The sequence below is a fragment of the Intrasporangium sp. genome, from assembly GCF_039812505.1.
GTDB lineage: Bacteria > Actinomycetota > Actinomycetes > Actinomycetales > Dermatophilaceae > Intrasporangium_A.
In genome coordinates this window covers 61,767-67,775 of record NZ_JBDIAQ010000006.1, presented here as the reverse complement: position 1 = coordinate 67,775, position 6,009 = coordinate 61,767, and the positions used below count along the sequence as shown (strand labels likewise).

Genomic DNA, 6,009 nt, shown 5'->3' with positions numbered 1-6,009 from the left:
TGCGTGTGCGACTGCAGGGTGCGGATGCCGCTGTCCTCCAGCCGCGCCCACAGCTCCCGGACGAGGCGGTCACCGCGTGGGTCGAAGAGCAGGCAGACGGCCAGGGCCATGGGCCCATCCTCCCCTGCCCTGGGCCGGACCCTGCCCCGGTCGCCGCCCGCCGGCCTCGGTGCAGCATCGCCGGCCTCAGTGCAGCATCGCCGGCGGCGCCGGCGCCTCCTCGTCCAGCAGATGCGACTCCTCGTGCTTGCGCGGCAGCAGCAGCGCCGGGACCAACGTGCAGGCGACCAGGATCGCGGCGACGAGGAAGGTGCTGGCGAAGGCCTCGGCGGCCTGCGACAGCCCCGCGGCGATCCCGCCCGGGCCGAGCTTGGCGGCGATGGCGGGGTCGTGCGCGGCGGCGATCGCGGGACCCGCCAGCGGCTGACCCTTCAGGTAGTTGGTGTAGATCACCGAGATGACGGCGACCCCGATCGAGCTCGCGATCTGCTGGGTGATGTTGATCAGGGTCGACCCACGCGCGACCTGGTGGGCCGTCAGCGTCTTCAGCGCCGAGGTCATCACCGGCATCATCGTCGCGCCCATGCCGAGCCCCATGACGAACAGCACCGGGATGAGATAACCCCAGTAGGGCGTGTCGGCGCTGACCTTGGTCAGCGCGAACATCCCGCCCGTGATGAGCAGCACCCCGAAGGGCACGATCCGACCGACCGGGAACCGGTCGATGAGGGCCCCGGCGATCGGCATGGTGATCATGGCGCCGACTCCCTGGGGGGCCATCAGCCAGCCGGCGTTGACCGGCAGCTCCCCGCGGACCAGCTGGTAGTACGTGGGCACGAGGAGCAGCCCGCCGAAGAAGGCCGCGCCGAACAGGAACATCGTGATGATCGAGACCGCGAGGTTGCGGTTGGCGAACAGCCGCAGGTCGAGCAGCGGGTGCCGCGGCCGGAAGCTGTACAGCACGAACGCCACGACCATGACCAGCCCGACGATGCCCGGCAGCAGAACCTTGGTCGCCAGGATGGTGCCCTCGCCGGGGATCGAGCTGACGCCGTAGAGGAACAGGGCCAGCCCGGGTGACATGAGCAGCATGCCGACGATGTCGAAGGACTCCGACGGCTCGGGCTCGTCGCGCGGCAGCGCGACCATCGCGTAGACCACCGCGATGATGCCGATCGGGACGTTGACCAGGAAGATCCAGTGCCACGAGTAGTGGTCGATCAGCCAGCCGCCGAGGATGGGGCCGAAGATCGGGCCCAGCAGCATCGGAATGCCGAGGATCGCCATCAGCCGGCCCATCCGGTTGGGCCCGGCGGCCTTGGTCATGATCGTCATGCCGAGCGGCATCAGCATGCCGCCGCCGAGCCCCTGCAGCACCCGGAAGACGATCAGCACTCCGATCGAGCCGGCGGTCGCGCAGAGCGCCGAGCCGGCGGTGAACAGCAGCAGCGCGAGGATGTAGAGCCGTTTGGTGCCGAACCGGTCCGCCGCCCAGCCGGTGAGCGGGATCACCGTCGCGAGGGCCAGGGTGTATGCGGTGACGGTCCAGGCGACGGTCGCGTACTCGACGGGGTGGGCCGGGTCGGTCGCGAAGACGGTCTGGAAGGTCGGCAGCGCGACGTTGACGACCGTGATGTCCAGGATCGACATGATCGCGCCGAGCACGACGACCCCGGCCACCTTGAGGACGGTCGCGTCGATGGTGTCGGGGAGGTCGGTCTTCGGTGGGGCGGTGTGGGCCACGGTTGGACGCTTTCGTCGGAGGTGATGGTGGGCCGCGCGGCGCTGAGCGGGGTGGGCGTGAGCGGGGGCACCGGGACGGTGCGCGCTGGGCAACCACTCCACGCTACGTCAGTGGCCGCCCGGGGGCGACCGCTTTTGGGTTATTGCGAGGGGCGGCGCCCCGGGACACTAGGCGGCCGGTGCCGCCCGCAGCCGGTGCAGCCACGGGACGAGACGTCCGAGGACAAGGTCGGGAACCTCCAGGTGCGGGACATGGCCGACGCCGGGCAGGAAGAAGGTCTCCCACGCCGGGTTGGCGGCCGCGGTGGCGAGGGCTGCCGAGAAGGGCACCAGCCGGTCCTGCTCGCCGTGCACGAGCAGCACCGGACGGTCGATCGAGCGGATGCGGGCGGCATACCGCCGGCCGCGGGCGAGCACGCGCAGGAGGGAACGAGCCGCGCCCAGGAAGTCGCGGTCGGTACCGGGAAGATCGGCCCGGTACTCGAGCAGCGCGATGTCGGCGTCGAGCACCTCCGGGTCGATCCGGGAGTCGTCGGCGAAGCACAGCTCGAGGGTGCGGCGCACCTGCTCCTCCGCGGTGAGCCGACGGCGGTTCCGCTCGAGGTAGGCGCGGTTGAGGTAGGGCAACGAGAAGAGCGCGAACTCGGCCGCGACCAGCGGGTCCTGGCGACGGTGGTGCAGCGGCACGGACGGGTCGAGCAGGCCCAGCCCGACGACGAGCTCAGGGCGCTCCGCGGCCAGCAGGACCACGATCATCCCGCCCATCGAGTTGCCCACGAGGACGGCCGGGCGGCCGAGGACCTCCGCGACGAACCGGCCCACCAGCCGGGCGTCGGCGTGCACCGTGGTGCGCCGCCCGGCGGCGGGGGTCAGGCCGAAGCCGGGCAGGTCGAGCGCGACGACGTGCCTGCGCCGGGCCAGGTCGGGCGCGATGCGCACCCAGTCCAGGTGCGAGCCGCCCAGACCGTGCACCAGCACGACCGGTGCCAGGTCGTCGCGCCGGGGGGCGCCGAAGTCGACCCAGTGGACCGGGCCGGACAGGTCCGCCGTACGACCCTGACCGTGCCACCGGGACGCGAGGGACGCGACCCTGATGTCAACGGTGGTCATACTTTCAATGTACTCGCGAGTAGCCCCGACTCGACGGACATCCGCGGAACCGCCCGGATGAAGCGGCGGCGGGCGGTCCGTTCGGGCCCGACCGCACCCGCCGGACACCGTCCCGGAGGTCCCTCAACACCTGCTCCGCTCAGGGGAGCAGGGGGCCCGCTGCTGCTCCCAGGGGAGCAGGGGGCCCGCTGCTGCTCCCAGGGGAGCAGGGGGCCCGCTGCTGCTCCCAGGGGAGCAGGTGGTGAGCGTCCCGGCAGGGGCGGGGCCCGGGCGGCCCTGCCGAGGACGGGCACCGCCAAGGCACCGGGCAACGCGAGGACCGGGCGGGCGAGGGGAGCGTCGCCGCCGGCGAAGGGCGCGGCACGGACGTGCCCGGCTCCCCAGCGCCATCCGAAGCTGCCGCTGAGGGGTTTTTGAGGGGAACCACCGGGGTCGGCAGGGCGCGCGTCAGCATACGGTCGAGTTGTCGCAGCCGGACGCGAGAACGCGAAGCCGGCGCCCGACCCACACCATCGCCCTGCTGCACCTGAAAGGGACCTGCCGTGACACAAGACATCCGTCTCGGGGTGGTCGGCTTCGGGTGGATGGGCCAGGCCCACGCCCGCGCCCTGACCCGCGTCGCCCAGCACTACCCCGACCTCCCCGTCAGGCCGCGGCTGGCGATGGTGGCGGACAACGCGCCTGACTCCAGGCTCGAGCTGGCGACCGACGCGTACGGCTTCGCCGCGACGACCACCGACTGGCGAGAGCTGGTCAGCAGCGACGCCGTCGACGTGGTCAGCGTGACCGGGCCCAACTTCATCCACGCGGAGGTGGCGATCGCCGCCGCGCAGGCCGGCAAGCACCTGTGGGTGGAGAAGCCCGCCGGGCGCGGGCTGGCCGAGACCCGGGCCATCGCCGCGGCCGCGGCGCAGTCCGGCGTGCAGTCGGCCGTCGGGTTCAACTACCGCAACGCCCCCGCCGTCGAGCACGCCCGCGAGCTGGTCCGCTCCGGCCGGATCGGCGAGGTCACCCACGCCCGCTTCCAGATGCTGGGCGACTATGCCGCCCACCCCGAGGGTGCGCACACCTGGCGGTTCACCCGCACCCTGGCCGGCAGCGGCGTCATCGGCGACCTCGGCTCCCACGGCATCGACCTGGCCGAGTACCTGGTCGGGCCCATCGCGAAGGTGCTGGCCCAGGACTCGACGTTCATCACGGAGCGGCCCACCGGCGCCGGCGCCGCATCGCACTTCTCGCGCGGCGGGGGCGGGCCGCTCAAGGCGGTGGAGAACGAGGACTACGTCTCGATGCTGCTGGGTTTCGCGTCCGGTGCCCGCGGGGTGCTTGAGGCGAGCCGGGCCTCGGTCGGCGAGCAGAACGCGTACGGGTTCGCCGTCCACGGGCGCAGCGGGGCGATCGCCTGGGACTTCCGCCGGATGGGCGAGCTGCAGGTGTGCCTCGACCAGGACTTCCAGTCCGCCGCCTGGTCCACGCTGCTGGTCGGTCCCGGCCTGGCGGAGTTCGGCGTCTTCCAGCCCGACGCCGGCATCGCGATGAGCTACGACGACCTGAAGGTCATCGAGGCCGAGCGGCTGCTCCAGTCCATCGTCAGCGGCGCGCCGACCGGCGCGACGCTCGCCGACGCGGTGCGCGCCGCGACGGTCGCCGCAGCCGCCATCGAGTCCATCACCTCGGAAGGATGGGTGAACCTGTGAACATCACGATCCCGGACCGGCTGCTCATCGGCGGAGCGTGGGTCCCGGCCGCCTCCGGCGCCGCCGAGCCGGTCCGCTCGCCCTGGGACGGCCACGTCGTGGGCGAGGTCGCCGTCGCGGGCGCGCCCGACGTGCAGGCCGCCCTGGCCGCCGCCGAACGGGGCGCCATCGTATGGCGCGAGACCCCGGCGTTCGCACGCATGGACGTGCTGAGCCGGGCCGCGGCGCTGGTCGAGCAACGCGTGGCGGACATCGCCCGGGTGCTCAGCGCCGAGAACGGCAAGACCATCACCGAGGCCCGCGGCGAGGTCGGCCGGGCCGCCGACATGATCCGGCTCGCCGGGTACGAGGGCACCCAGCTCTACGGGGACACCCTCCCGCTGGACGCCAACCGGGGCACCGGCCGGGACAAGCTCGGCTTCACGGTCCGGCAGCCGTGCGGGGTGGTCGTGGCGATCACGCCGTTCAACTACCCCTCGCTGCTGGTCCTGCACAAGGTGGCGCCGGCCCTGGCGGCCGGCAACGCGGTGGTCCTCAAACCGGCCCGCACCACCCCCCTGACCGCGCTGCTGCTCGCACAGGTGTTCCTCGACGCCGGCCTGCCCGACGGCGTGCTCAACGTCCTGACCGGCCCGGGCGCCTCGCTCGGGGACGCGCTGGTGTCCGACCCGCGGGTGCGCAAGATCTCGTTCACCGGGTCCACCGCGACCGGCCGGCGGATCGCCTCGCTGGCCGGGGTCAAGAAGCTCTCGCTCGAGCTGGGCGCCTCGTGCCCGGTGGTGGTGCTGCCGGACGCCGACATCGAGGCGGCCGCCGCCGCCGTGGCCCTGGGCGGGTACGTCAACGCCGGACAGGTGTGCATCTCGGTCCAGCGGGTCATCACCCACCCCCGGATCAACGGGGACTTCCTGGACGCGCTGGTGCCGAAGGTGGCCGCCATCCGGGTCGGCGACCCCGCCGCGGAGACCAGCCAGATGGGCACCCTGATCACCGCGGGCGAGGCCGAGCGGGTCCACTCCGCGATCCGGTCCGCCACCGCGCAGGGCGCCTCGGTCCTGACCGGGGGGACCCTCGACGGTGCCACGGTGTCCCCGGCCGTGATCGCGGGAGTCGACCCCGACTCGCCGCTGGCCCAGGAGGAGCTCTTCGGCCCGGCGGTCGCGGTCTCGACGGCGCCGGACTGGGCCGCCGCCATCGCGCAGGCCAACGGCACCGGCTACGGCCTCGGGGCCGGGATCTTCACCTCGGACGTGTCGGGGGCGGTCCGCGCCGTCCGCGACATCGACGCCGGGGTGATCCACGTCAACTGGACGCCGCTGTGGCGCGCCGACCTCATGCCGTACGGCGGACTGAAGGCCTCCGGGATCGGCAAGGAGGGCTTCCGGTCCGCGGTGGAGGAGATGACCGAGGTCAAGACGGTCATCCTCCACGGCCGGCCCTGGTGACCACCGACCGACGC

General features: G+C 72.9%; 4 protein-coding genes. 2 read left to right on the top strand and 2 right to left on the bottom strand.

The features are described from left to right. Positions 1 to 186: 186 nt before the first annotated feature. On the bottom strand, positions 187 to 1,743 hold the full coding sequence (locus WMI84_RS02110; RefSeq protein ID WP_347350346.1) for a DHA2 family efflux MFS transporter permease subunit: 1,557 nt from the start codon (positions 1,741 to 1,743) through the stop codon (positions 187 to 189). A gap of 168 nt (positions 1,744 to 1,911) precedes the next feature. Further along, positions 1,912 to 2,853, bottom strand: coding sequence for an alpha/beta hydrolase (locus WMI84_RS02105; protein ID WP_347350345.1), 942 nt, complete (start codon positions 2,851 to 2,853; stop codon positions 1,912 to 1,914). Between the two features lie 542 nt (positions 2,854 to 3,395). Between WMI84_RS02105 and WMI84_RS02100 the strand changes: the two genes are divergently transcribed. Together WMI84_RS02100 and WMI84_RS02095 are read left to right on the top strand one after the other, a co-directional pair. Continuing rightward, a complete protein-coding gene (locus WMI84_RS02100; protein ID WP_347350344.1) occupies positions 3,396 to 4,550 on the top strand; it encodes a Gfo/Idh/MocA family oxidoreductase in 1,155 nt (384 codons plus the stop codon). Continuing rightward, the gene (locus tag WMI84_RS02095; protein ID WP_347350343.1) at positions 4,535 to 5,995 is read left to right on the top strand and encodes an aldehyde dehydrogenase family protein; all 1,461 of its coding nucleotides are present in this window, start codon (positions 4,535 to 4,537) and stop codon (positions 5,993 to 5,995) included. The genes WMI84_RS02100 and WMI84_RS02095 overlap by 16 nt, the downstream gene beginning before the upstream one ends. Positions 5,996 to 6,009: the final 14 nt, after the last annotated feature.